Origin of the sequence: Saccharothrix sp. NPDC042600, from assembly GCF_040647305.1 — a bacterium.
GTDB classification, from domain to species: domain Bacteria; phylum Actinomycetota; class Actinomycetes; order Mycobacteriales; family Pseudonocardiaceae; genus Actinosynnema; species Actinosynnema mutabilis.
On record NZ_JBEZBW010000042.1, the window covers coordinates 34,381 to 56,035 of the forward strand.

19 protein-coding genes are annotated in these 21,655 nt (G+C 72.4%); 13 read left to right on the forward strand and 6 right to left on the reverse strand.

All coding sequences use genetic code 11. The features are described 5' to 3' along the window. Positions 1–21: 21 nt before the first annotated feature. Both AB0A74_RS23845 and AB0A74_RS23850 read right to left on the reverse strand, forming a co-directional pair. A complete protein-coding gene (locus AB0A74_RS23845; RefSeq protein WP_358252626.1) occupies positions 22–1,236 on the reverse strand; it encodes a cytochrome P450 in 1,215 nt (404 codons plus the stop codon). A 104-nt stretch (positions 1,237–1,340) separates the two neighbouring features. Then, complete coding sequence (locus AB0A74_RS23850) at positions 1,341–2,120, reverse strand: AfsR/SARP family transcriptional regulator (RefSeq protein WP_358252628.1); 780 nt, start codon at positions 2,118–2,120, stop codon at positions 1,341–1,343. A gap of 564 nt (positions 2,121–2,684) precedes the next feature. Between AB0A74_RS23850 and AB0A74_RS23855 the strand changes: the two genes are divergently transcribed. The 8 genes from AB0A74_RS23855 (at position 2,685) to idi (ending at position 10,788) form a co-directional block, all read left to right on the forward strand. Beyond that, entirely contained in the window at positions 2,685–2,858 is a 174-nt protein-coding gene (locus AB0A74_RS23855; protein ID WP_343935741.1) for a hypothetical protein, read from the forward strand. A 143-nt stretch (positions 2,859–3,001) separates the two neighbouring features. Further along, entirely contained in the window at positions 3,002–3,757 is a 756-nt protein-coding gene (locus AB0A74_RS23860; protein ID WP_358252630.1) for an alpha/beta fold hydrolase, read from the forward strand. Between the two features lie 35 nt (positions 3,758–3,792). After that, a complete protein-coding gene (locus tag AB0A74_RS23865; RefSeq protein WP_358252632.1) occupies positions 3,793–6,426 on the forward strand; it encodes an AAA family ATPase in 2,634 nt (877 codons plus the stop codon). A 73-nt stretch (positions 6,427–6,499) separates the two neighbouring features. After that, a complete protein-coding gene (locus AB0A74_RS23870; RefSeq protein WP_358252633.1) occupies positions 6,500–7,486 on the forward strand; it encodes an isocyanide synthase family protein in 987 nt (328 codons plus the stop codon). Beyond that, complete coding sequence (locus AB0A74_RS23875) at positions 7,483–8,286, forward strand: TauD/TfdA family dioxygenase (RefSeq protein ID WP_358252635.1); 804 nt, start codon at positions 7,483–7,485, stop codon at positions 8,284–8,286. The genes AB0A74_RS23870 and AB0A74_RS23875 overlap by 4 nt, the downstream gene beginning before the upstream one ends. Before the next feature lie 9 nt (positions 8,287–8,295). Further along, positions 8,296–9,276, forward strand: coding sequence for a UbiA family prenyltransferase (locus tag AB0A74_RS23880; protein WP_358252637.1), 981 nt, complete (start codon positions 8,296–8,298; stop codon positions 9,274–9,276). Positions 9,277–9,310: 34 nt separating this feature from the next. After that, positions 9,311–10,276, forward strand: coding sequence for a UbiA family prenyltransferase (locus AB0A74_RS23885; RefSeq protein ID WP_358252639.1), 966 nt, complete (start codon positions 9,311–9,313; stop codon positions 10,274–10,276). 20 nt (positions 10,277–10,296) lie between these two features. Further along, positions 10,297–10,788 carry an isopentenyl-diphosphate Delta-isomerase gene (idi, locus tag AB0A74_RS23890; RefSeq protein ID WP_358252641.1) on the forward strand — a complete coding sequence of 164 codons (492 nt, stop codon included), beginning with the start codon at positions 10,297–10,299 and terminating at the stop codon, positions 10,786–10,788. A gap of 716 nt (positions 10,789–11,504) precedes the next feature. Here idi and AB0A74_RS23895 read toward each other — a convergent pair. From AB0A74_RS23895 to AB0A74_RS23910, 4 genes are read right to left on the reverse strand one after another with little or no spacing between them, the layout of a single operon-like run. Continuing rightward, positions 11,505–12,110: a response regulator transcription factor gene (locus AB0A74_RS23895; RefSeq protein WP_343940367.1), complete on the reverse strand. Its 606-nt coding sequence runs from the start codon at positions 12,108–12,110 to the stop codon at positions 11,505–11,507. Next, positions 12,107–13,261, reverse strand: coding sequence for a histidine kinase (locus AB0A74_RS23900; RefSeq protein WP_358252643.1), 1,155 nt, complete (start codon positions 13,259–13,261; stop codon positions 12,107–12,109). The genes AB0A74_RS23895 and AB0A74_RS23900 overlap by 4 nt, the downstream gene beginning before the upstream one ends. Positions 13,262–13,296: 35 nt before the next feature. Next, positions 13,297–14,109, reverse strand: coding sequence for an ABC transporter permease (locus AB0A74_RS23905; protein WP_358252645.1), 813 nt, complete (start codon positions 14,107–14,109; stop codon positions 13,297–13,299). Beyond that, a complete protein-coding gene (locus tag AB0A74_RS23910; protein WP_358252647.1) occupies positions 14,106–15,017 on the reverse strand; it encodes an ABC transporter ATP-binding protein in 912 nt (303 codons plus the stop codon). Before AB0A74_RS23910 ends, AB0A74_RS23905 begins: the two co-directional genes overlap by 4 nt. Before the next feature lie 226 nt (positions 15,018–15,243). Here AB0A74_RS23910 and AB0A74_RS23915 point away from each other — a divergent pair, with 226 nt between their 5' ends. From AB0A74_RS23915 to AB0A74_RS23935, 5 genes are all read left to right on the forward strand, one after another. After that, entirely contained in the window at positions 15,244–16,230 is a 987-nt protein-coding gene (locus tag AB0A74_RS23915; RefSeq protein WP_358252649.1) for a ketoacyl-ACP synthase III, read from the forward strand. 144 nt (positions 16,231–16,374) lie between these two features. Beyond that, on the forward strand, positions 16,375–17,388 hold the full coding sequence (locus AB0A74_RS23920; protein WP_358252650.1) for a hypothetical protein: 1,014 nt from the start codon (positions 16,375–16,377) through the stop codon (positions 17,386–17,388). Next, positions 17,372–19,681: a heavy metal translocating P-type ATPase gene (locus AB0A74_RS23925; RefSeq protein WP_358252652.1), complete on the forward strand. Its 2,310-nt coding sequence runs from the start codon at positions 17,372–17,374 to the stop codon at positions 19,679–19,681. The genes AB0A74_RS23920 and AB0A74_RS23925 overlap by 17 nt, the downstream gene beginning before the upstream one ends. Positions 19,682–19,737: 56 nt before the next feature. Further along, positions 19,738–20,553 carry an alpha/beta fold hydrolase gene (locus tag AB0A74_RS23930; RefSeq protein WP_358252654.1) on the forward strand — a complete coding sequence of 272 codons (816 nt, stop codon included), beginning with the start codon at positions 19,738–19,740 and terminating at the stop codon, positions 20,551–20,553. Positions 20,554–20,685: 132 nt separating this feature from the next. Beyond that, positions 20,686–21,561, forward strand: a complete 876-nt coding sequence (locus AB0A74_RS23935) for a TauD/TfdA family dioxygenase (RefSeq protein ID WP_358252656.1) — start codon at positions 20,686–20,688, stop codon at positions 21,559–21,561. The last annotated feature ends 94 nt before the right edge of the window (positions 21,562–21,655 follow it).

Sequence of the window (21,655 nt, forward strand, 5' to 3'; positions counted from 1 at the left end):
GGCGAAGCGGGCCGGGGGACGTCAGACGGTGACGGGGAGGTGCATCACCGCGGGCAGCAGCGGGGAGTTGCGCAGGCGCAACGCCTTCGGGTCCGTGGCGAGCTTGATGTTCGGGAAGCGGGTGAACAGCTTGCGCAGCGCCACGGTGACCTCGATGCGCGCCAGCTCCGAGCCCGAGCAGAAGTGCGCGCCGCCGCCGAAGGCCATGTGGGACTTGTCGGCGCGGTCCAGGTCGAACCGCTGCGGGTCGGGGAACTTCTTCGGGTCGTTGCCCGCGGCGGTCAGGTGCAGGTACACCGTGTCGCCCGCGGCCACCTTCGTGCCGCCGATCTCCAGGTCCTCGGTGGCGAACCGGCGGAACCCGTGGTGCACCGAGCCGTGCATGCGCAGCAGCTCCTCGACGGCCACGTCGAACTCGTCGGGGTTCGCGCGCAGCCGCTCCAACGCCTCGGGGTTGTCCAGCAGGGCCAGCGCGCCCCGGCTGATCATGCCCGCGGTGGTGTCGTAGCCGCCCAGCAGCGTGAGCAGGGCGAGGCTCATCACCTCGAACACGGTCAGCTCCGGCTCGCCGTCGGCGTTCTTGGCGTGCACCCAGTACGACAGCAGGTCGTCGGTCGGGTTCTCCGCCTTCTGCTTGCGCACGTCGTTGACGAACATCGACAGCTTCTCGCGCGTGGTGGCGTTGATCTGCTCGTCGCCGCCGAACGCGAGGTCGCACCAGTGCTTGAGCTCGGCGCGGTAGTTCTCCGGGATGCCCAGCACGTCGCAGATGATCGTGATCGGCAGCACGGCGGCGTAGTCGTTGACCAGGTCGCCGCCGCCGGCCGCCTCGATCGCGTCCAGCCGCGCGTCCACGATCTCGTCGACCCGCGGCCGGAACGTGTCGACGTTGCGGGGCAGGAAGGTGAAGTTCACCATCCGCTTGAGGCGGGTGTGCTGCGGCGGGTCGGTGGTGACGATCGTGCCGGTCGCCTCGCCCTCCGGGAACCGCTTGGTGGTGAAGGTGTCCGGGTTGGCGTACTCGCGCGGCCGGGCCAGGCGCTTGTCGCGCAGGCCGGCGTGCACCTCGTCGTAGCCGGTGACGATCCACGCGGGGTCCTGGTCGTCCAGGCAGATCCGGTGGATCGGACCTTCCCGGTGCAGCGCGGCGTACAGCGCGTAGGGCGCGTACGGGGAGGAGTAGTAGTCGTCGTCGAGCGGCATTTCATGCCCGTGCACGGGGCACTTGTCCGTCATGTCATCCTCGCTAGGGAAGTCTTGGCCGGCGCGGACCGCGCGCGCAGCCCATGCTGCGCGCGACCGCTCCACGGTCGGGTAATCGCCGGGGTGGGCGGGGGCGGTCAGCCCACCAGCGCGGGGACCTGGATCGCGGCGTCGTGCTCCAGGATCCGTTGCTGGAGCTCCTGGAGGCCGCGCCCCGGTTCGAGGCCGAGGCCGTCGATGAGCGCCTCGCGGGTGCGGCGGTAGACGCGCAGCGCGTCCGCCTGCCGCCCGGACCGGTACAGCGCCAGCATGAACTGCAGGCACAGCCGTTCCCGCATGGGCTCGGTCGCGGTCAGCACCTCCAGCTCGGGGGTGATCTCGCGGTGCCGGCCGCAGGCCAGCTCGGCGTCGAGCCGGTCCTCCAGCGCGGAGAGCCGCTCGTCCTCCAGCGCGGTCAGCTCGGACCAGCAGATGCCGGTCTCCACGAGGTCGGCCAGCGCGCGCCCGCGCCACAGCGACAGCGCCTCGCGCAGCCGTTCGGCGCCGAGGGCGTGCGCGCCCTCGGAGATCGCGGAGCGCCCGTCGCGCACCAGCGAGCGGAACACGAACAGGTCCACCGCCTGGACGTCCACCCGCAGCTGGTAGCCGGGGCGGTGGGTGCGCAGGAGGGGTGTGGTGGTCGGATCGGTGTTGGCGGCGAGCATCCGGCGGATGCCCGACACGGCGTTCTGGACCATCTTCCGGGCCGTCGGGGGCGGGTTGCCCTCCCACATGGCCTGGAGGATCTGGCTGGTCGGCACGACCTTGTTCGCGTGCAGCAGGAGGTAACCGAGGATCGCGCGCTGCTTCACGCCGCCCAGTTCGAGCTGGGCGCCGCCGTCGACGACCTCGGTGCTCCCGAGAACGGAGAACTTCATGGACTCACTCCCGAGATAAGCCGGAACCGCGTAAGAAGCACATCGGAGCTTCCCACTTCCGGCAACTGCCGGGACACCCCTAGGTAGGTGGGGGGAATTCCTAGGGGCATGGCACGGGCATTCCGGTCGATCCGGCCGGCACCTGGTCAGCCATTGTGCGCCCACGGTCGGGTGTGACGGTTTCACATAAGCGCGGTGAGCGGGTCACGGTGAACTGGTGAGCGAGGTCCGGAGGGCGTTCGGGTTAATTAACGCGGCCGGTGGGAAGGGGCTTCGCGATAAGGGCTGAGCCGTGCACGCCACGTGCTGCGATGGTGCTCCGAACGGGTTACCGGGAGGTGCCGCGGGTGTCCTGCGGGAGTCCGGTAGGAGGCCGCCCGGGGATCCACGGAAAGTGACCGGGGTGATCGCTGGAGGTGAGTATGAGTATTTCACGGGTGGGCTGTGACGAAACGGCGGGTGATGGATGAGGGGCGGCCTTGTCGCGGAACCCGCCGATCGAGCACCTTTTGTGTCGAACGTCGCCCACCACACCGAGCGAACTTCCCCGCGAGGAGACTTCCCATGCCGATCATCGCGAATGAGATTGTCCGGTCGTTCTTCTTCGAGGGCGCCGAGGCGCCCGCGGCCGGCGCGCTCTCCGTGGACGTGCTGGACAGCTGGACCAACACCGGCATCGCCGCCGTCCGCCCGACCACGATCAGCTGGAGCGAGGGCCAGAGCGGCTCGTGCTACTGACCGCACCTCCCGGGCGCGCCCACCGCATGCCGCCGGTGGGCAGCGCCCCCGCAACGGCCACCCGACCACCACGCGAGCCGACCTCCGGGCGGCCTCGCCGCGACGCCGAGGGCGGCGCGATCCGACACCGCGGAGCAGACCTGATGTCCGAGACCGAGTTGTGGATCCGCCGGTTCCACCCCGCCGACGACGCGGCCACCCGCCTGCTGTGCCTGCCGCACGCCGGGGGCTCGGCCGGCTACTTCTTCCGCGTGGCGCAAGAGCTCTCCCCCGAGATCGACGTGCTCGCCGTGCAGTACCCCGGCCGGCAGGACCGGCAGCGCGAGCCCGGGCTCACCTCCGTCCACGAGCTGGCCGACCGCCTGGTCGCCGCGGTGCTGCCGCTGGTGGACCGGCCGGTCGCGCTGTTCGGCCACAGCATGGGCGCGACGCTCGGCTTCGAGGTCGCGCGCCGGCTGGAGGGGCTGGGCGTCCCGCCCACCGCGTTGTTCGCGTCCGGCCGGCGCGCGCCGCACCGGCGGCGGCTCGAACGCGTCCACCTGCGCGACGACGCCGGGCTGATCGCCGACGTCCGCGCGCTCGCGGGCACCGACTCCGCGCTGCTGGACGACGAGGACGTGGTGCGCATGGTGCTGCCCGCGATCCGTTCCGACTACACCGCGGCCGAGACCTACGAGTACCGGCCCGGCCCGCGGTTGACGTGCCCGGTCGTCGCGCTGGTCGGCGACGCCGACCCGAGGGTGACGCTGGAGGAGGCGGAGGGCTGGCGCGAGCACACCGACGCGTCCTTCGACCTCGCCGTCCACCCCGGCGGCCACTTCTACCTCAACGACTCGATGCCCGGGATCCTGCACCGGATCAGGGCCCACGCCCGTGCCACCGACCGCGAGGCCGTGTGACACCAGTCGCGCCGCCAACACAGGGGGTGAGCGGAGTGCCACTGATCGAGAGAGAACACCTGCTGTCCGAGCTGACCGCGCTCCACGCGACCGCGTCGGCGGGCCACGGCCGGGTCGCGCTCGTCGACGGCGGCGTGGCCAGCGGCAAGACCGAACTGGTCAACGCCCTGGCCGAGCGCGCCGCCGCCGACGGCGCGCTGGTGCTGACCGCGGCGTGCTCGCTCGCGGAGAGCGCCATCCCGCTCGGCGTGGTGAACCAGCTGTGCCACGGGGCGGACCTGCGGCCGGCCCTCGCGGCGCGGGACACCGACGCGCCCACGTTGCGCGACGACGACGCGCGGCTGCTGGAGAGCGTGTGCCGGCTGCTGCTCGACCTCGCCGCCGAACGGCCGCTGGTCGTCCTCGTGGACGACGTCCAGTTCGCCGATCCCCTGTCGCTGCAAGCCCTGCTGTACCTCCAACGGCGCATCCGCGCGGCCCGGGTGCTGCTCGTGCTCAGCGGCTGCGTGACCGCGCGGCCCGCCGGCGCCGCGTTCCACGCCGAGCTGACCCGGCAGCCGCACTGCCGGCACCTGCGGCTGCTGCCGCTGTCGCCCGACGGGGTCGGCCGGCTGCTCGCCGAGCGGTTCCCGCCCGAGGTGGCGCGGCGGCTCGCCGGACCCGCGCACGCCCTCAGCGGCGGCAACCCGATGCTGGTGCACGCGCTGGCCGACGACTCCCGCAGCGCGACGGAGTTCCCGGCGGTCGGGGACGCGTTCGTGCACGCGGCGCTGGCGTGCCTGCACCGCAGCGACCCCCGGCTGCTCGACGTGGCGCGCGCGGTGGCCGTGGCCGGCCCGCGGGCGTCCACCGGGCTGTGCGCCGCGCTCGCCGACGTCACGCCGGCCGCCACCCGCCAGGCCGTGACCGCGCTCGCCGACGCCGGCCTGGTCGACGGCCACGAGTTCCACCACCCCGCCGTGCGCGCGGCGGTCCTGGAGGACTGCCCGCCGGGCGTGCTGAAAGCGTTGCGGCACAAAGCGGCCCTGCTCCTGCACGATGACGCCGCGCCGGCCGTCGAGGTCGCCGAGCACCTGGTCGCCGTGGGCGAGCCGGTCGAGCCGTGGGCCGTGCCGGTGCTCGTCGCGGCGGCGGCCGAAGCCGCCGTGGAGGACGCCACCGCGCACGCCGTGGACTGCCTGGAACTGGCCCTCGCGTCCACCGGCGACCCGCGCGAGCGGGCGGCCGTCGAGGCCGGGCTGGTCCGGCTGCACTGGCGGTCCAAGCCGTCCAGCGTCCTGCGGCACCTGCCGTCCCTGCTGGACGCGGCCCGCGCGGACCTCCTCGACGGGCGGGACGCCCTGCTGCTGGCGCGCTCCCTGGCCTGGCACGGCCGGCCCGACGACGCCGCGGCCGTGCTGGCGGGCCTGGACGAGCTGGCCGAACACCCCGATCCGGAGGTCGCCGCCGACCACCGCGCCACAGCGGACTGGCTCCGCCACTGCGACCCCGACGGCCCCCGGACCCGCGCCGACCACCCGGCCGCCGACCGGTTCGCGTTGGACCGCGCCGAGGAGGTGCTCCAGCGCGCCCGCCCCGGCGACTCGGTGCTGGTCGCCGTCTGGGCCGCCCTGCGCGCCCTGATCACCGCCGACCGGCTCGACCGCGCCGAGGACTGGTGCGAGCGCCTGCACGAGGAAGCCGACCGGCGCGACCTCGCCAGCTGGCGCGCCGTGCTGTCCGACGTCCGGGCCGACACCGCGTTGCGGCGCGGCGACCTCGCGGCGGCCCAGCGGCACGCCCGTCACGCGCTGACGACCCTGTCCGCGGCCTCCTGGGGCGTCGCGATCGGGTCGCCGCTGCACCACCTCGTCCTCGCGGCGACCCTGACCGGCCGGCTCGACCAGGCCGACGAGGCGCTGCGCCACCCGACGCCCCCGGCGCTGCGCCGAAGCCTGTTCTGGCCGCGGTACCTGCGCGCCCGGGGCGTCCACTACGACGCCGCCGACCGGCGGCAAGCCGCCCTCGCCGACTTCCGCGCCGCCGGGGAGCTGGCCGTGCGCTGGGACGCCGACGACCCGGCCGACCTGCCATGGCGGGTGGACCTCGCCCGCGTGCACGTCCGCGCGGGCCGACCGGAGCCGGCGCGGGAACTGGTCACCGAGCACCTCGCCCTGCCCGGCGCGGACAGCCCGCGCGCCAGGGGCATGGGCCTGCGCGCGCTGGCGTCCGCGTGCGCGCCCAAGCAGCGCCAGGCGATGCTGTGCGAGGCGATGGACCTGCTGCACGCCAGCGGCGACCGGCACGAGCTGGCGCACGCGTTCGCCGACCTCAGCCAGACCGGCCAGGCGCTCGGCGAGTTCGGCCGCGCCAAGATGATGGGCAGGCGCGCCCTCCAACTCGCCGAGGGCTGCGCCGCCGGGTTGCTGCGGCAGAAGTTGCAACCGCTCCACGACGCGCTGGACGAGCGCGACGGAGGCGCGGAGGACGGGCTCGCCGCCCTGAGCGACGCCGAGCGGCGCGTCGTGAACCTGGCTGCCCGCGGTCACACCAACCGCGAGATCGGGCACAAGCTGTTCATCACGGTCAGCACCGTCGAGCAGCACCTGACCAGGGCCTACCGGAAGCTGGGGATCAGCAGGCGGACGGACCTGGTGCCGATCGGTCCGACCGAGGAGGTGTTCGCGTGAGGCGGCGCGAACGCGTGCTCGGGCGCGGCGACCCGTTGCCCGACAAGGAAACCACAATGCGATCGGACACGACATGACCGCAGTCGAGTACGAAGGAATCGGCAGGCAGGCGAGTCGACTGGCACACCGGATACTCGCGCTGACCTTCCGGTTCCGCCGCCTCGAACACCCCGACGACCCGTGCGGCGAGCAGCCGTGCGACCAGTGCTACCACACCCACGAGAACCGCGTGCTGCGCTACGTGCTGGCCGGCGAGCCGGTGCACTTCGTGCTGCCCGCGTTCCCCGCCAAGTCGCGCAACCCGGAGAAGGTCGTCGGCTCGCTGCCCGACCTCGGCGAGCGGATCTCCGTGGAGTTCCTTCAGTCGTTCTGCGAGCAGGTGAGCCACTACCACCCGCCGGGCGCGCGCATCCTGATCTGCTCGGACGGCCACGTCTTCTCCGACATCCTGGGCATCCCGGACGACGACGTGACCGCCTACCGCGACGAACTCCAGCGGATCATCGACCAGACCGGCGCCGGTTCGGTGTCGCTGTACTCGCTGGACGACGCGTTCGGCCTGACCGACTACGACCGGATGCGCGGCCTGCTGCTGGAACGGCACGCCACGCCGCTGGACGACCTGCGCGCCGAGGTGCGCATGGATCTCGCCGCGCGGTCGATGTTCAACGGCATGCACCGGTTCATGCTGGAGGACCAGTCGCCGCTGCACCCGGAGATGAGCCGCACCAAGCTGCGCGAGCACTGCAAGGACTTCGCTTACCGGATGATCCAGCGCAGCCGCGCCTGGGGCGACCTGGTGGCCGCGGAGTTCCCCGACTCGATGCGGCTGTCGATCCACCCGCAGCCCCGGCACGCCGAGAAGATCGGCTTCCACCTCATCCGCACCAGGGACAGTTGGCTCACCCCGTGGCACGGCGTCGTCGTGGACGACGGCACCACGATGACCCTGGTCAAGCGCGCCCAGGCGGAGCGCGACAACGCGTCGCTGATCTGGCGCAACGGCCGGCCGAGCCACTACGTCAACCCCGAGTTCCCGCCGGAGGAGATCGCGTCATGACCAAGGCACACGAGCTGCGCGTCGAGGAGACGCCGTTGTCGCCGTTCGGCCGGCTGGTGACCGCCGACGGCCCCGCGGACCTGCGCGACATCCACCCGTCGGTGCTGGAGCGCTGGACGGTCGAGTCCAAGGTGGTCGTCCTGCGCGGGTTCCCGTTGCTGGACAAGGAGGACCTCGTCGACTACTGCGCGCGGTGGGGCGAGGTGCTGCACTGGGACTTCGGGGCCGTGCTGGACCTGGTGGTCCAGGAGGACCCGAAGAACTACCTGTTCAGCCGCACCGACGTGCCGTTCCACTGGGACGGCGCGTTCGCCGAGCAGGCCCCGCGCTACTTCCTGTTCCAGTGCGTCGAGGCCCCGGTGGCCGGTGGTGGCGGCGAGACCGTGTTCTCCGACAGCGTCGAGGTGCTGCGGCGCACACCCGCCGACCTGGTGCGCGAGTGGGCGGGCACGCGGGTCACCTACCGGACGGAGAAGCTCGGCTACTACGGCGGTGAGACGGTGTCGCCACTGCTGGCCGAGCACTCCGGGACCGGCGAGACGATCCTGCGCTACGGCGAGCCGCTCGACCCCGAGCGCTACCGCAACCCGGTGTGGGTGGAGATCGAGGGCAAGTCCGATGTGGACGCCCGGGCGTTCATGACCGACCTGCGCGACCGCATGCACCACCCGGAGGTCTGCTACCACCACGAGTGGCGGGACGGCGACATCGTCGCGGTGGACAACCAGGCGCTCCTGCACGGCCGCAACGCGTTCCGCGGCAACTCCTCCCGGCACCTCCAGCGCATCCAGATCCTCTAGGAGCAACCCATGACCACGACCGAGAGCCCGCGCTCACCCGTCACCGAAGCCGTCCGGCGGCCCCGGCCCACCCCGCTGCGCAAGCTGGACTGGTCGCTGCGCATCCGCCGTGTCGAGTTCTTCCCGGTGTGGCTGTCGGTGATGCTCGTCCCGGCGCTGCTGTCGGTCGACACGGCCGCCGATCTGCTGTCCGGCACGTTCGCGCTGACCCTGGTCACCGTGCTGGCCGTCGTGCACGTGGCCGACATGGTGAACACGCTCGCCGACCGCGAGGTGGACGCGACCTACAAGTCGCGCCTGTCCGAGGCGGTCCACGGGCTGGGCGTGCGCAACGTCCGGTGGCAGATCGGCGTCACGGTCGTGGTCGGGGCGGCGTTGGCCGTCGCCCTCTCGGCGCGCACCGGGCACTGGGACCTGCTGCCGCTGATCGCGGCGGAGACCGTCCTGGTCGCCCAGTACTCGGTGCCGCCGCTGCACTTCAAGACCCGCGGCGTCCTCCAGCCGCTCATCGCGGTCGTCATCATCATCTGGATCCCGATGGCGATCGTGGTGCGCGCGCTGGGCGGCGACCCCGACTGGCCGCTGGTGGCCACCGTCGCCGGCGTCGGCGCCGCCCTGATCGGCGTCATCGTCGTGAACACGGCCGAAGACCTGCCCGAGGACCGCGCGCACGGCATCCGCACGTCGGTCATCGCCCTGGGCCTGCCCCGCGCGATGGTGTTCGCGACGGGCATGGTCGGCGGTGGCGGCGCGGTGGCCCTGCTGGGCCTGCTGGCCGAGGGCGGCCCGACGCTCGGCCTGCTCGCGCCGGCCGCCGCGCTGGGCTTCGCCGCGTCCCACGTGCTCGGCACCGCCCGCCTGGTCCGCCGGGTGTCCGAAGTGGACGGCCTGGCCCGGCTGCGGCCCCGGGCCAAGCTGGTCCCGGTCCAGGTGGCGACCACCGGCTGGGCGACCGTCATCGCCGCCGCTTTCGTGCTCGCCGGCCGGTAGAGCACCACAACACCCCCCCCGGAGGTAGACCCCCATGTCCGTCGAAGAGGTGCGCGCGCCCGCGGCACCCCCCACCCCGTTGTCGGCCGGCCGCCGGCTGCTGTACTCGATCCGCATCCGCCGCGTCGAGTACCTGGCCGTCATGCTGGCGATCTACTCGATCCCCACCCTGCTCTCGGTGGAGTCGGCGAGCACGCTGGCCACCCTGGACTTCGCGCTGGTCATCGTGATGGCCCTGTCGGTCATGCACTTCATCGACATGACCAACGCGTACGCGGACCGCGACGTGGACGCCGTCTACAAGACGCGCCTGTCCGAGGCCGTGTACGGCTTGGGCCTGCGCAACGTGCGGGTGCAGATCGCGGTGACCGGCGTCGCCGTCCTGGCCCTGGCGACCTACCACACGTTGCGCACCGGCAACTGGGACCTGCTGCCGCTGGTCGCCTTCACCCTCTACATCGGCGCCCAGTACTCGATCCCGCCGATCCACCTGAAGAACTCGGGCGTGCTGCAGATCCCCGGCCTGGCCGCGGTGCTGCTGTGGCTGCCGATGCTGATCGTCGTGCGCTCCATCCCCGGCGACCTCTCGTGGCCGCTGCTGGCCGTGATCGTCGGCTTCGGCCTGAACCAGGTCGGCATCGTCATGGTCAACACGGCCGAGGACTGGCCGGAGGACGCGGCCTTCGACATCAACACCTGCGTCCGGGCGCTGGGCCTGACCCGGGCGATGGCCGTGGCCACGGGCCTGATCGCGGTCGGCGGCACCACGGTGTGCGTGGCCGTGCTGTCGCTGGGCGGCTTCACCTGGGGCGCGGTGCCGATGGTCGCGGCCATCGCGTTCGCCCTGTTCCACGTGTCGGGCACCTGGCGAGGCGTGCGCGGCAAGTCCCTGGAGGACGCCCTGGCGTTCCTGCGCCCCCGGGCCAAGTTCGTCCCGCTCCAGGTGGCTTCCACCGGGTGGGGCACGGTGATCGCGGCAGCCTTCGTGCTCGCGGGCTGACCATTCTCGATGGAGGAACCATGGAGCGCTTGGCGTTCTCCTGCTACGTCTTCACCCCCGGCGGGCGACTGCTGCTGACCATGCGCGGTCACGCGAAGCGCACCTGGCGGGGCGTCTGGACCAACACGTGCCACGGCCACCCCGCCCCCGGCGAACCGGTCCCGGACGCGGTGGTCCGCACCCTGCGCGCGGAACTGGGCCTGGCGACCCCGGTCCCGGAACTGGTCCTGCCCGCGTCGAGGTACCGCGCGGTGCGGGAGGGGTCGGTGCTGGAGGAGGCGGTGACCCCGGTGTACCGGGTGGTCACCGACGCCCGGCCCACGCCGGACCCGTTGGAGGTGGGCGATTTCGAGTGGGTGGACTGGTTGGACTTCGTGTACGCGGTCCGGACGAACGAGGTGTCGGTGTCACCGTGGTGCAGGCTCCAGGTGGCCGAGCTGGCGGCGTTGGGCGACGACCCGATCCGATGGCCGGTGGCCGAGGTGGAAAACGCACTCAAAGCCGCCGGCTGACCACAGAGCAACCGGCACCTTTCCGCGCAAAGCACGACGCTCGTCGCCGCGCAAGCGGCATTCGCCGCGCAGCGGCGTGCTTTTGGTTCGGGCTCCCAGCCACAAGGGGCCTTCGTGTTCCCCACCGTATGACCTGCCCGAAGGGCTACCACACTTTTCGGGGGTCGGGCCAAAAAGTTTTGCGAGGAACGAGCAAAAGTTTTTCGACCGACCCCGGCAATCTGTGGTTGGCTCCGCCAGGTCATGCGGTGGGGAACACGCAGGCCCTTCCCCCCACTGGAGGCCTCCCGGCCGCTTTTATCTTTAGAGCGCTTCGCGCGACGCGCGAAGCGCTCTCAAGCGCGAAGCGCGTTCATCCTTAGTTAGCGCGGAGCGCGTCCTGCTAGGACCCGCGAAGCGAGGGCTTGAGAGCGTCAGCGTTCAGTCCAAAGCGAAAAGAGCCTCGCCGGCGGGCGAGCCACCAAAGATGACACAACTGCCAAAGCGGGGGCTTCCTGCTTGTGTCATCTCCGCATGGCCCGGCAAAGCCGACCACATTTTCCCGGGGTTGGTCGAAAAACTTTTGCTCGTTCCTCGCAAAACTTTTTGGCCCAACCCCGGGAAAATGTGGTAGCCCTTCGGGCGGGCCATACGGAGATGACACAAGCAAGAAGCCCGGCTTGGGTTGTGTCCTCTCCGGTGGACTGCCCGTTTGCGGCTTCGCCGCCGCCGGGGCGTTAGAGCCAGCCGTTGTCGTGAGCTACTCGGAAGGCTTCGGTTCGGGATGCGACTCCCAGTTTGCTGACCGCGGCTGTCAGGTAATTGCGGACCGTTCCCGCCGACAGGTGCGTCTTCGCGGCGATCGTGGAGACCGGGGTGTCGTATTCGGCGAGTCTGAGCACCTCGACCTCTCGTGGGGTCAGGGGGCACTCCGGCGCGGTCAGGGCGTCGGCGGCCAGGCCCGGGTCCACGTAACGGCCGCCGTCGTGGACCCGGCGGATCACGTCGGCCAGGGTGCCGCCGGGGGAGCCCTTGGGCAGGTAGGCCTTGGCGCCGGCGTTCAGGGCCACCTGGAGGTGAGTGGGTCTCGCGTGGCCCGTCAGGATGACGACCGCGCAGGTGGGCAGGGAGCGCTTCAGTTCCGCCGTCACCTCCAGGCCGTCCATCTTCGGCATCTCCAGGTCCAGCACCGCCACGTCCGGGCGGTGGGCGGCCGCGGCGTCCACCGCCGCTCGGCCGTCCTGGGCCTGGGCCACGACCTCGATGTCGTCTTCCAGGGACAGCAACGCGGCCAGGGCGGTGCGGATCAGGTCCTCGTCGTCCGCCAGCATCACCCGGATCACGTGTCCGCCCGCACGATCGCCTCCAGCGTGAACATGCCGTCCTCCCTCCAGGTGCGCAGCGTGCCGCCCACGTCGCCCAGCCGGTCGGCCAGGCCCCGCAGGCCGCTGCTGCGCTCGTCCGGGGTCGCGTCGGCGGCGCCGTCGTTCACCACGGTCAGGCGTGCGCCTGCATCCTCTCGGACGACCTCGATCGTGCACCAGTCGGCCTTGCTGTGGCGCATCACGTTGGTGCCCGCCTCCCTGAGCACCGAAACCAGCGGCGCGGCGAGGGACGGGGGCAGGTCCTCGTCCGGTTGGGTGACCGTGCAGCGGACGCCGGAGGAGCGCAGCACCTGGGCGACCGCCAGGACCTGGTCGCGCAGGTCGACCCGGCGGTAGCCGTGCACGACCTCGCGCATCTCGGTCAGCGCCGCCGCCGCGAGGGCGCGCACCTCGTCCGCCTCGCGGCTGGCCCGCTCGCCGTCCACCAGGGCCAGGCGCGAGGCCAGTTCCGCCTTCAGCGCGATGACCGAGAGGTTGTGCCCCAACAGGTCGTGCACGTCCCGGGCGAAGCGCAGCCGTTCCTCCGACGCCGCCAGCCGGGTCAGGGCGTCCCGGCCTTCCTGCGCCTGCACCAGGAACGTCCAGCCCCACAGGTGCAGGGCGTTCCACGCGGCGACCGACAGTCCCAACGCGACGGTCACGCCGACCTCGCCGAGCACGTCGCCGTCGAAGAACCAGGCGGACAACGCCGCGACGCCGACCGTGCCGGCCATCAGCGCCACCGCCGACCACGCGTGGAGCAGCAGCGGGGCCACGCCGACGATCGCCGCGCCGACGAACGTCCACGTCTGCCACTGCGGCACGCCCACCGGGCCCACCAGCGGGATCGACAGCACCGCCGCCGCGCCGAACGCCATGAGGAGCTTGTTCCCGGCCGCCGCGGGCAGGTTCGGGGTGACCGACCGGTAGAGGGCGCCGCCCAGCGCGGCGGTGAAGGCCAGGAGGCCGACCGCGCCGAGCACGTTGCGCACCAGGTCCGGTTCCCGCCGCAGACCCAGGCCCGCCAGCACCAGGCACACCGCGACCCCGCCGGCGATGCCGACGATCGTGAACAGCCGCGCCCGCCGCATGCGCGGGTTCGACAGGGCGTCTGCCGGAGCGGCGATCACCCGCATGAGGCTAGCGGACCGGAGTGCGACGACCATCAGTGCCGAGGCTCCCAGCGGAAGTACTTCGCGGTCACGGCCGCGCCGATGACCAGCCACACCAGCAGCGCGCCCAGCCACGGCAGCGCGTGCAGCGTGGTGCCCGCGAAGCCCAGCGCGGCGCCGTCGCCGCCGATCTCGTAGCCCAGCCAGCTCGTGCGCAGGATCTCGGTGAACGGGCCCATCGGCAGGAACGACGCGATCCGCTCGACGCTCTCCGGCAGCGCCCCCAGCGGCACCAGCACGCCCGGCGCCATCAGGAACACCAGCATGGACGGCAGGGTGGTCAGCATCGCGGCCTCGGAGCTGCGGGTCACCGCGGACAGCGCCGCGCCGAACGCGGCCAGCACGGCGGCCCCGAGCAGCATCGCCACCAGCATCGTCACCGGGTTGGCCGGCACCGGCATGTCCAGCACGACCACGCCGTAGGCCACCAGCAGGGCGGCCTGCACCAGGAACACCAGGATGGTCGCGCTCGCCGCGCCGATCAGGATCGTGCGGTCGGACGGGATGCCCGCCCGCAGCCGCTTGAGCACCATCTCCTGCCGCCGCGACGCGTACGCCGTGGTCAGGTGGTGGTGCACGCAGAACACCGCGACCATGCCGATCACGCCGGACATCCGGGCGACGCCGCTCTCCGTGTCGTACCCGCGCCCGCTGACCAGCAGGACGCCCACGACCAGCGGGGTCACCACGGACAGCATCGTCGCGGTCAGGTTGCGGCGCAGGAGCAGCAGCTCCATCCGCACCATCGTGGCCATCTGGGCGTACAGGCTCGGTCCGCCGGGCCGGGTGATCGTCTGGGTGCTCATCGGGAGGCCTCCGCGGGCTGGTCGGTGGTGGCGATGTCCATGAACACGTCCTCCAGGGACGCGGGCCGGGCGGCGAGGTCGGTCAGCGTGATCGCGTTGCCGTTCGCCCACGCCAGCAGGTCCGTCAGGTCGGACTGGAGGTCGGTGGAGTGGTAGGTGACGCGGTCGCCGTCCTGGCGCAGCGTCGCGTGGGACAGCTCGGGCGGCGTGCCCGCGGGCAGGTGGAAGGTGATCCGGGCGGGCAGGGCGCGGACGACCTGCTCGGGTGTGCCGACGGTGACGATCTCGCCCGCCTTCATGATCGCCACGCGGTCGGCGAGGTTCTCCGCCTCCTCCAGGTAGTGCGTGGTGAGCAGGACGGTGGTGCCGTCGCGCAGCAGCTCGCGCACGACCTCCCAGGTGCGGCGGCGCGACGCCGGGTCCATGCCGGTTGTCGGCTCGTCGAGGAACAGCAGCTCCGGGCGACCCAGCACGGCCAGCGCCAGCTCCAGCCGCCGGCCCTCGCCGCCGGAGAGCTGCTCGACGGCGACGCCCGCCTTGTCCGACAGGCCCACCATGTCCAGCGCCTCGTCCGCCGGGCGCGGGCCCGCGGTGAGGTTGCGCCACAGGTCGACGGTCTCCAGCACGGTCAGCGACCCGCTGAACCCGCCCTTCTGGAGCATCACGCCGGTGCGGGGGCGCAGTGCGGCGCGGTCCCGGATCGGGTCGAGGCCCAGCACCCGCACGGTGCCGGAGGTGGCCTTGTTGAGGCCTTCCAGCACCTCGATGGTCGTGGTCTTGCCGGCGCCGTTCGTGCCGAGCAGGGCGAACAGCTCGCCCCGCCGCACCTGGAGGGAGATCCCCCGCACGGCCTCGAAGGCGCCGTACCGGCACCGGAGGCCCTCGATGTCGATCACGTTGTCGGTCATGGTCCAAGCATGGCGGCGGGTGCCGACAAGGCCCAGAGTCGCGGTGTCACGTGTTGACCCTGAAGATCGCACGGGTCATATGTGAACCCGTTCGGGAATCGTTCGGGAATGGCCCGGTAATCGGCCGTGGTGGCGTGGGGTGGAGTTCCGGCGGTGGCCGTTGCGGGTCGCCGAAAACGCGGTCTAGTTTCGCGGCACGAAACGCCTCTCCGACTTGGAGGCCGCTGTGTCCACTTCCGTCGGAATCCTCGGCACGGGGTCCGCCGTGCCGGCGCTCGCGGTGTCCAACGAGGAGCTGGCGCGGCGCGTGCCGGGCGCGGAGCCGGACTGGGTCGTGCGCAAGACCGCGATCCGCTCGCGCCGGTTCGCCGCCGCCGACGAGGCCACGTCGGACCTCGCCGCGCGGGCCGCCGAACGCGCCCTCGCCGACGCCGGGCTCGGGGTGGACCGCGTCGACTACCTGATCGTCTCCACCTCCACGCCCGACCACCCGCAGCCGCCGACGGCGTGCCTGGTGCAGGACCGGCTGGGCGCCTACGGGGCGGCGTGCTGGGACGTCAACGCGGTGTGCGCCGGGTTCGTGCACGGCCTGGTCACGGCCCGCGCGCTGGTCGCGGACCGGCCGGGCGCGCACGCGCTGGTGGTGGGCGCGGACGTGTACTCGCGCATCCTGGACTTCGGCGACCGGCGCACGGCGGTGCTGTTCGGCGACGGCGCGGGCGCGGCCGTGGTGGGCGCGGTGCCCGCCGGGCGCGGGATCGTCGCGCACGAGCTGGCCAGCCGCGGCGACGCGGCCGAGCTGATCCGCGTGGAGGCGGGCGGGAGCCGGTCGCCGGCGTCCCCGGAGACCGTGGTCGCGGGCGAGCACTTCTTCCGCATGATCGGGCGCGGGGTCAGCGAGATCGTCCTGGCCGAGGTGCCGCCGTTCGTGGACAAACTGCTGGCCAGGGCCGGTGTGTCCGCCGACGAGGTGCGGCACGTCGTGCCGCACCAGCCCAACGGGGTGCTGCTCGGCGAGCTGGTGCGGGCGTGCGGCCTGACCTCGGCGACCACCCACCGCACGGTGGAGGAGTACGCGAACGTCGGCAGCGCCTCGGTGCCCCTCACGCTCGACCACGCCAACCGCGCCGGGCGGCTGCGCGCGGGCGACCTGGTGCTGCTGCTCGGCTTCGGCGGCGGCATGTCGTTCGGCGCGTGCCTGTTGCGCTGGTAATCCCGCAGGTCATTGTCCGGTAATCGCGCGCTGAATTCCGGCTGCGCATTACCGGGCAGTGGTCCTCCGCTGCGTAATGTCGCGACACGGGCTCGTATTCGCATCCCCCGTTCGCTCACCCCTTCGTCCCCCAGGACGGTGTTCATGAAGACTTTGACGAAGCTCGGGGCGTTCGCGCTCGCCCTGGCGCTCGTGTTCGGCAGCGCGTACGTCGTGGGCCGGATCGCCGGCCCGCCGCCGAGCGCGGCGGCGCCCGCTCCGGTGGCAGCGGCGGCGCCCGCGGAGGAGGGCGGCCCCGGCGGGCTGCGGATCTCCCACGAGAGCATGTACCTGAAGGTGCTCACCGACAACTTCCCGGCGGGCGTGCCGCAGACGTTCGCCTTCCAGGTGCTCCAGCACGACGGCACGCCGCTGGTGAAGTACCAGCCGCAGCACGAGAAGCTGATGCACCTGATCGTGGCCAGCCGCGACCTGACCCAGTTCCGGCACATCCACCCCAACCTCGGCCCGGACGGCGTGTGGCGGGTGCCGCTGACCATCCCGGTGGCCGGCGAGTACCGGGTGTTCGCGGACTTCAAGCCGCTGTGGGGCATCCACGGCGAGACGCTCGGCGCGGACGTGTCGGTGTCCGGCGACTACCGGCCGCAGCCGCTGCCCGCGGTGTCGGCCACCTCGGTCGTGGACGGCTACGAGGTGACGCTGGACGGCACCCTCAAGCCGGGCCAGGACGGCAAGCTCACCCTGAGCGTGAAGAAGGACGGCAAGCCGGTCACCGACCTGGAGCCGTACCTGGGCGCGTACGGCCACCTGGTGGCGCTGCGCGACGGCGACCTGGCCTACCTGCACGTGCACCCGGACGGCACGCCCGGCGACGGGCAGACCGCGTCCGGCCCGGAGATCGTGTTCTACGCCAACGCCGACTCCTACGGCGACTACCGGATGTTCCTGGACTTCCAGCACCAGGGCGTCGTGCGCACGGCCGCGTTCACGGTCCGGATCGAGGGCCCGAACCCGCCGCCGCACGGCCTGAGCGAGGAGGCGTTCGCCGCGGCCAAGGCCAAGAACGAGGAGGCCGTGCGCAACGGCGGCCACGGGACGCCCGCCGAGGGGACGACCGGCGGCAACGCGGAGGGGAAGCCCCATGGCCACGGCGGCTGACACGCGGCTGGAGCTGCTGATCGGTGGCATGACGTGCGCCTCCTGCGCGGCGCGCGTCGAGAACCACCTCAACGAGATCGAGGGCGTCGAGGCGACGGTCAACTACGCCACCGAGAAGGCGAAGGTGGTGCTGTCGCTGACCATCCCCGAGGCGGACATCATCAGCGCCGTCGAGGAGATCGGCTACACCGCCAAGCCCGTGACACCACCGGTGTCCACTGTGGACGCGGTGGACCCGGCGGAGGCGGAGGCGGCCGAGCACGACGCCGAGCTGGCGGCGGCCCGGAACCGGCTGTGGATCGTGGCCGTGCTGTCCGTGCCGGTGATCGCGCTGTCGATGTTCTCCCAGCTCCAGTTCGAGTACTGGCAGTGGGCGTGCCTCACGCTGGCCGCGCCGGTCGTGGTGTGGGGCGCGTGGCCGTTCCACCGGGCGGCGTTCGCGAACCTGCGGCACGGCGCGGCCACCATGGACACGCTGGTGTCGGTGGGCACGATCGCCGCGTTCGCCTGGTCGCTCTACACGCTCTTCCTGGGCACCGCGGGCATCCCCGGCATGAAGCACCCGTTCCGCATCACGCTGGAGCGCACGCCCGGCGAGGGCAACATGTACCTGGAGGTCGCGGCCGGGGTGACCCTGTTCATCCTGTGCGGCCGGTACTTCGAGGCGCGGGCGAAGCGGCGCTCCGGCGCGGCCCTGCGGGCGCTGCTGTCGTTGGGGGCCAAGGACGTCACCGTGCTGCGGGACGGCGTCGAGGCGACCGTGCCGGTGTCGGCGCTGGCCGTCGGCGACCTGTTCCTGGTGCGGCCGGGCGAGAAGGTCGCCACCGACGGCGTGGTGGTCGAGGGCTCGTCGGCGGTGGACGCGAGCATGCTGACCGGCGAGTCCGTGCCGGTCGAGGTCGGGCCGGGCGACGACGTGGTCGGCGCGACGGTGAACGCGGGCGGCCGGCTGGTCGTGCGGGCCGGCCGGGTCGGCGCGGACACGCAGTTGGCGCAGATGGCGAAGCTGGTCGAGGAGGCGCAGACCGGCAAGGCCGAGGTGCAGCGGCTCGCGGACCGGGTGTCGGCGGTGTTCGTGCCCGGCGTGATCGCGCTGTCGCTGGCCACCCTGGGCTACTGGATCGGCTCGGCGCAGCCGCTGCCCGCGGCGTTCACCGCGGCCGTGGCGGTGCTGATCATCGCCTGCCCGTGCGCGCTGGGGCTGGCCACGCCGACGGCGCTGCTGGTCGGCACCGGCCGGGGCGCGCAGCTGGGCATCCTGATCAAGGGGCCGCAGGTGCTGGAGTCCACGCGGGCCGTGGACACGGTCGTGCTGGACAAGACCGGCACCGTCACCACCGGCGAGATGACCCTGGTGGACGTCGTGCCGGCGGACGGCGTGACCGACGCCGAGCTGCTGCGGCTCGCGGGCGCGGTGGAGAGCGCGTCGGAGCACCCGATCGCGCGGGCCGTCGTCGCCGGCGCGCGGGACCGGGTGGGCGAGCTGCCGCCGGTCGGCGAGTTCACCAGCGAGACCGGCCTGGGCGTGCGCGGCACGGTGGCCGGCCGGGAGGTCGTCGTGGGCCGGGCCTCGCTCGTCTCGGCGGACCTGCCCTCCGAGCTGGTGTCGGCGCGGGCGTCGGCCGACGCCGAGGGCCGCACGTCGGTCGCGGTCGGGTGGGACGGCGCGGTGCGCGGCCTGCTCGTCGTGTCCGACCGGGTCAAACCGACCAGCAAGGCGGCCGTGGCGCAGTTGCGCCGGCTCGGGCTCACCCCCGTGCTGCTCACCGGCGACAACGCGGCGGCGGCGCGGGCGGTCGCGGCGGAGGTCGGCATCACCGAGGTGGTCGCCGAGGTGCTGCCCGCGGGCAAGGTCGACGAGGTCAAGCGGCTGCAGGGGCAGGGCAGGGTGGTCGCGATGGTCGGCGACGGCGTGAACGACGCCGCCGCGCTCGCGCAGGCCGACCTGGGCATCGCGATGGGCACCGGCAGCGACGTGGCGATCGAGGCGGGCGACCTGACCCTCGTGCGCGGCGACCTGCGGGTGGTGGCCGACGCGATCCGGCTGTCCCGCCGCACCCTGGGCACCATCAAGGGCAACCTGTTCTGGGCGTTCGCCTACAACGTGGCCGCCGTGCCGCTGGCGGCGAGCGGCCTGCTCAACCCGATGCTGGCCGGGCTGATCATGGCGGGCAGCTCGGTGTTCGTCGTCTCCAACAGCCTGCGCCTGCGGCGGTTCAAGGCGTTGGCGGGCAACGAGGTCCCCGCGCCGGCGCCGGCGTCGGCGCCCCGGCCGAAGGTGACCGCCTCTTGACGCGGCTCGCGGGTTCGTCGCGAGCACGTCGTCACCGGAGAGACGGGAACACCCCGATGGCCGAGGCCCCACGGCGGGCCGACGGCGAACCCCAGCTCGTGCTGCTCCACGGGGCGGGCCTCGGCCGCGCGAGCTGGGACGCCGTCGTCGAACGCATCCCCGGGTTCGTCCGGGCCCTCGCCCTGGACCTGCCGGGGCACAACGGCGTGCCGGGGGTCGCCTACGACCACGAGGTCGTGCCCCGCATCGCCGAGTACGTCGCCGAGCGCCTGGCCGCGCTCGGCGTCCACCGGCCGCACGTCGTCGGGCACGCGCTCGGCGGCGCGGTCGCGCTGGAACTGGCCCGGCGCGTGCCGGTCGCGGCGGTCACCGCGTTGTGCGGCGTCGGGTTCCGCACGGTCGGCCACGCGTCCCTGTGCGCGGCCAAGACGCGGGCGATGCTGCGGCTGGTGTCCGCGTTCGCGCCCCGGACGCGGGCCCGGCTGCTGGCGCGGCCGTGGGTGCGCGGGCTCGTCCTGGGCAGCCTGTCGGCCCGGCCGGCGGCGCTGAGCACCGCGGTGGCCGACGTGGCGTCGATGGTGGGCAGCGACCTGCGCGCGCTGGCCCGGTACGCGGGCCGCTACCGGTTCCGCTCGACGGAGGTCGGCGAGACCACGCCGGTGAACCTGGTGTGGGCGGGCCAGGACCGGGTCGTGCCGCGCGGTGACGCGGCGCGCGCCCGGCGCGTGCTGCCCGACGCGTGCCACCTGGTGATCCCCGACAGCGGGCACCTGGTGATGCGCGACGACCCGAACGCGACCGCCGCGGTGATCCACGCCTGCCACCTGAGGCTGTTGCGCGGTAAGCCGTGGCGCACCAACGGGTGCGCGTGAGCGCCAAAGACCGGTAATCGCAGGGGAATCCTTGCGCGAATGCGGTCCGGGAGGGGGAACCGTCCACAGTCGAGCGACGACTACTCAGGTGCCGGAAATCGCAGGAACACAAACCCGCTAAGAGGACTGCACATGGAAATCACCCCGCAGGCTGACAAGGCGTTCGGTGTGGTCGTGGAGGGGTTCGACGCCGAGACCGCGTCGGCCGAGGACATCGCGGCGCTGAAGAAGGCCGTCTACACCAACAAGATCGCCGTGCTCAAGCACCAGGACCTGTCGCCGCACCAGTTCCTGGCGCTGGGCAAGCGGCTGGGCCGCACCGCCGAGTACTACGAGCCGGTCTACCACCACCCGGAGGTGCCGGAGGTCTTCGTCTCCTCCAACGTCAAGGAGACCGACGGCTCGCAGATCGGCGTGCCGAAGACCGGGAAGTTCTGGCACTCGGACTACCAGTTCATGCCGCAGCCGTTCGACATCACCATGATCTACCCGCAGGTGGTGCCGTCCAAGAACCGCGGCACGTACTTCATCAACATGGCGGCGGCCTACGAGCGGCTGTCCGAGGAGCTGAAGCTGGCCGTCAAGGGCACCACGGCGACGCACAGCGTGCTGCGGTACTTCAAGATCCGGCCGACCGACGTCTACCGGCCGATCTCGGAGATCATCGACGAGGTCAACGCCAAGACCCCGCCGGTGATCAGCCCCACCGCGGTCACCCACCCGCACACCGGTGAGACGGTGCTGTACCTGAGCGAGGGCTTCACGCTCTCGGTCCAGGACGGCGACGGCAACGACCGCGCGGACCTGCTGCGGGAGCTGCTGGAGGCGACCGGCCAACTGGACCGGACCTACGAGCACGAGAACATCCACCTGCAGACGTTCGAGAAGGGCGACATGCTCGTCTGGGACAACCGCAGCCTGATCCACCGCGCCCTGCACACGGCGACGCCCGAGCCCGCGGTGTCCTTCCGCGTCACGGTCTACGACGACGAGAACACCGTGGCTTGAGCCGACCACCGGCTCGCTGTGTCCACCGCCCTCGGCGCGAGGCCGCCGTCGGCTTGTCGCGTCGCCTTTCCCGGCGATCGCGCTTTTCGATCGG

What these genes read in the sequence shown, in the direction of transcription:
- AB0A74_RS23850 (WP_358252628.1), bottom strand. Translation starts at nt 2,120, where the DNA reads ATGAAGTTCTCCGTTCTCGGGAGCACCGAGGTCGTCGACGGCGGCGCC.
- AB0A74_RS23935 (WP_358252656.1), top strand. Translation starts at nt 20,686, where the DNA reads ATGGAAATCACCCCGCAGGCTGACAAGGCGTTCGGTGTGGTCGTGGAG.
- AB0A74_RS23885 (WP_358252639.1), top strand. Translation starts at nt 9,311, where the DNA reads ATGTCCGTCGAAGAGGTGCGCGCGCCCGCGGCACCCCCCACCCCGTTG.
- AB0A74_RS23845 (WP_358252626.1), bottom strand. Translation starts at nt 1,236, where the DNA reads ATGACGGACAAGTGCCCCGTGCACGGGCATGAAATGCCGCTCGACGAC.
- AB0A74_RS23920 (WP_358252650.1), top strand. Translation starts at nt 16,375, where the DNA reads ATGAAGACTTTGACGAAGCTCGGGGCGTTCGCGCTCGCCCTGGCGCTC.
- AB0A74_RS23860 (WP_358252630.1), top strand. Translation starts at nt 3,002, where the DNA reads ATGTCCGAGACCGAGTTGTGGATCCGCCGGTTCCACCCCGCCGACGAC.
- AB0A74_RS23875 (WP_358252635.1), top strand. Translation starts at nt 7,483, where the DNA reads ATGACCAAGGCACACGAGCTGCGCGTCGAGGAGACGCCGTTGTCGCCG.
- AB0A74_RS23930 (WP_358252654.1), top strand. Translation starts at nt 19,738, where the DNA reads ATGGCCGAGGCCCCACGGCGGGCCGACGGCGAACCCCAGCTCGTGCTG.
- AB0A74_RS23925 (WP_358252652.1), top strand. Translation starts at nt 17,372, where the DNA reads ATGGCCACGGCGGCTGACACGCGGCTGGAGCTGCTGATCGGTGGCATG.
- idi (WP_358252641.1), top strand. Translation starts at nt 10,297, where the DNA reads ATGGAGCGCTTGGCGTTCTCCTGCTACGTCTTCACCCCCGGCGGGCGA.
- AB0A74_RS23880 (WP_358252637.1), top strand. Translation starts at nt 8,296, where the DNA reads ATGACCACGACCGAGAGCCCGCGCTCACCCGTCACCGAAGCCGTCCGG.
- AB0A74_RS23855 (WP_343935741.1), top strand. Translation starts at nt 2,685, where the DNA reads ATGCCGATCATCGCGAATGAGATTGTCCGGTCGTTCTTCTTCGAGGGC.
- AB0A74_RS23905 (WP_358252645.1), bottom strand. Translation starts at nt 14,109, where the DNA reads ATGAGCACCCAGACGATCACCCGGCCCGGCGGACCGAGCCTGTACGCC.
- AB0A74_RS23910 (WP_358252647.1), bottom strand. Translation starts at nt 15,017, where the DNA reads ATGACCGACAACGTGATCGACATCGAGGGCCTCCGGTGCCGGTACGGC.
- AB0A74_RS23870 (WP_358252633.1), top strand. Translation starts at nt 6,500, where the DNA reads ATGACCGCAGTCGAGTACGAAGGAATCGGCAGGCAGGCGAGTCGACTG.